Annotated in this window: 2 protein-coding genes and 1 pseudogene; 2 read left to right on the top strand and 1 reads right to left on the bottom strand. The window is 32.9% G+C overall.

Annotated features, from left to right (window positions below):
- Positions 1-640: LPXTG cell wall anchor domain-containing protein (locus G7Y42_RS14830; protein WP_206215476.1), on the top strand; the 640-nt coding region annotated here is incomplete at its 5' end.
- 87 nt (positions 641-727) lie between these two features.
- Here G7Y42_RS14830 and G7Y42_RS14825 read toward each other — a convergent pair.
- Positions 728-1078, bottom strand: a pseudogene (locus tag G7Y42_RS14825) (transposase); the annotation flags it as partial.
- Positions 1079-1181: 103 nt separating this feature from the next.
- Between G7Y42_RS14825 and G7Y42_RS14820 the strand changes: the two are divergent.
- Positions 1182-1800, top strand: a 619-nt coding sequence (locus G7Y42_RS14820; protein ID WP_165007703.1) for a hypothetical protein, incomplete at its 3' end; no start/stop codon positions are given.

Raw genomic sequence — 1800 nt, 5'->3', positions numbered from 1 at the left:
AAAAAGAATAGTTATATTGATTATTTTAATTCTTTTCTGTCTTTTAGGAGGAATTTTTGCTTGGTTCTTTATTTCATCTCCATCAGAAGATGTTTTAAAAGAAGACACGAATGCAGTAGGATATAATTCTAATTTAAAAAAACCAAAAGATTTTACTTCAGATCAAATAGCTTTCCCTGGTTTTTCAGAAATAAAGGTGAAAGAAGGATCTAAATTAGCTCCGGTGTTATTAGAAAATCCTTCATTTAATAAAGTATATTTCAAATATATTGTAACATTTGATGAAACAGGGGAAAAATTATTACAAACTGATTTGATTGCTCCAGGTAAAGCAATCAAGGAAATGCCTTTACCTAAAAATTTATCTGTAGGAAAACATTTGGTGACTATTGCGATTAAAACGTATAATAAGAAAACAAAATCTGAATTAAATAGTGGATCTCATAAAACTTTTTTAATTGTTGAATCTTCAGCAACTTCTTCTCCTGAAAAACAAGATCAATCTATTAAAAATCAAGGCCAATCTCCTACTTCATATCCAAAAACAAATGAATATAAAAGTAATTTTTTAGTTGTATTGGGGGTAGGATTAATTATCAGTGCTTTAGTTAGTTTAAGGAAGTCTAGTATAGATGATTAAAATAAGTATGGATAACCCGGGGGCTAGTTAATTTTAATCCCCTAAAGAATATCTCAAAGTCCCTTCAAAACGTTGCTGTGCTCGGCTTTAAAGGATACTGTACGCTGATAATATGCTTTCAAACTTACTTTCTAGCCCTTGAACAGAACGTGATTTGAAGTTTTGACAACCTAGTCTTTCAAGAGTAGAAAAAAACAGTCTCTACTGTCTAGTAAGTAATCGATGGGCTATCTTCCCTAATTTATCCATGTTTTTTCGTGGCGGAACTAAGACTGGAATGCCCTTAAGGGCAAGCTTTTCATGGATTTTATGGCTGATATAGCCTTTATCGCCAAGGATATTTGGAAGGTTCGCTTCTTCCGATAAAGTCTCTAAAATTTTCACGTCATGAACACTAGGATCCGTGATTGAGTAAGTAACTGGAAAGCTCGTTTTAGTGCCGATATGTCAATGGCCATTCAAAAATGTAGGTTTTTGGCCATTTACACCGATAAATGGAAAAATGATTTTTACCAAATAATTTGTATAGGATGTGCATAGAATGAAAGATTTTATACTGAGAGGTGTGACAACTTTTATGTGGGGTGTTGTACTAAGCGGAATGTTGGGAATATTAAATGTAGTACAGGATTGTACATCATTCGATATAAATAGGTCTTTCGGTGTAACAGCGTATGCCGATGAAAAAAAATCGGTAGTAGATTATGCTTTTTATATTGTTACGGAAGATAAAACTTATCTTTCAACAAAAAATGGGAATTTAGTTGTTTGGAAAGATTCTGCCTCTGCAATGCCTGCGGCAAATGTTAAAATAATTAAATCAAATGGAACTAAAACTGATTCTTTTGATCCGGCAGATGAGGTGACAAAAGGTAAATGGATAGACAAAGGAACGTTGGAAACTGGTGATATTGTTGAAATAACAGCAAAACAAAAATGGAGTAATTATAATTCTCACTTAAATTTATCGATAGCTCCTGCAGATACTATTAAATTGTTAGTGAATAGTACAGGGAATTTGGAAATTTTATCAACAGGAACAGGTACAGCACAAGTAACATACAACGTAAATACGATAACACCAGATGATCCAACAGCTAACCCAGATTTTACGGTATTGATTCCAACAGCGTATCAGTTGAGCGATCAACAAAAAGTTT

Origin of the sequence: Enterococcus sp. ZJ1622 (genome assembly GCF_011038845.1) — a bacterium.
Lineage (GTDB): Bacteria > Bacillota > Bacilli > Lactobacillales > Enterococcaceae > Enterococcus_B.
Note: the sequence above shows the minus strand (reverse complement) of the source record. Positions and strands in the feature narration are given on the sequence as shown.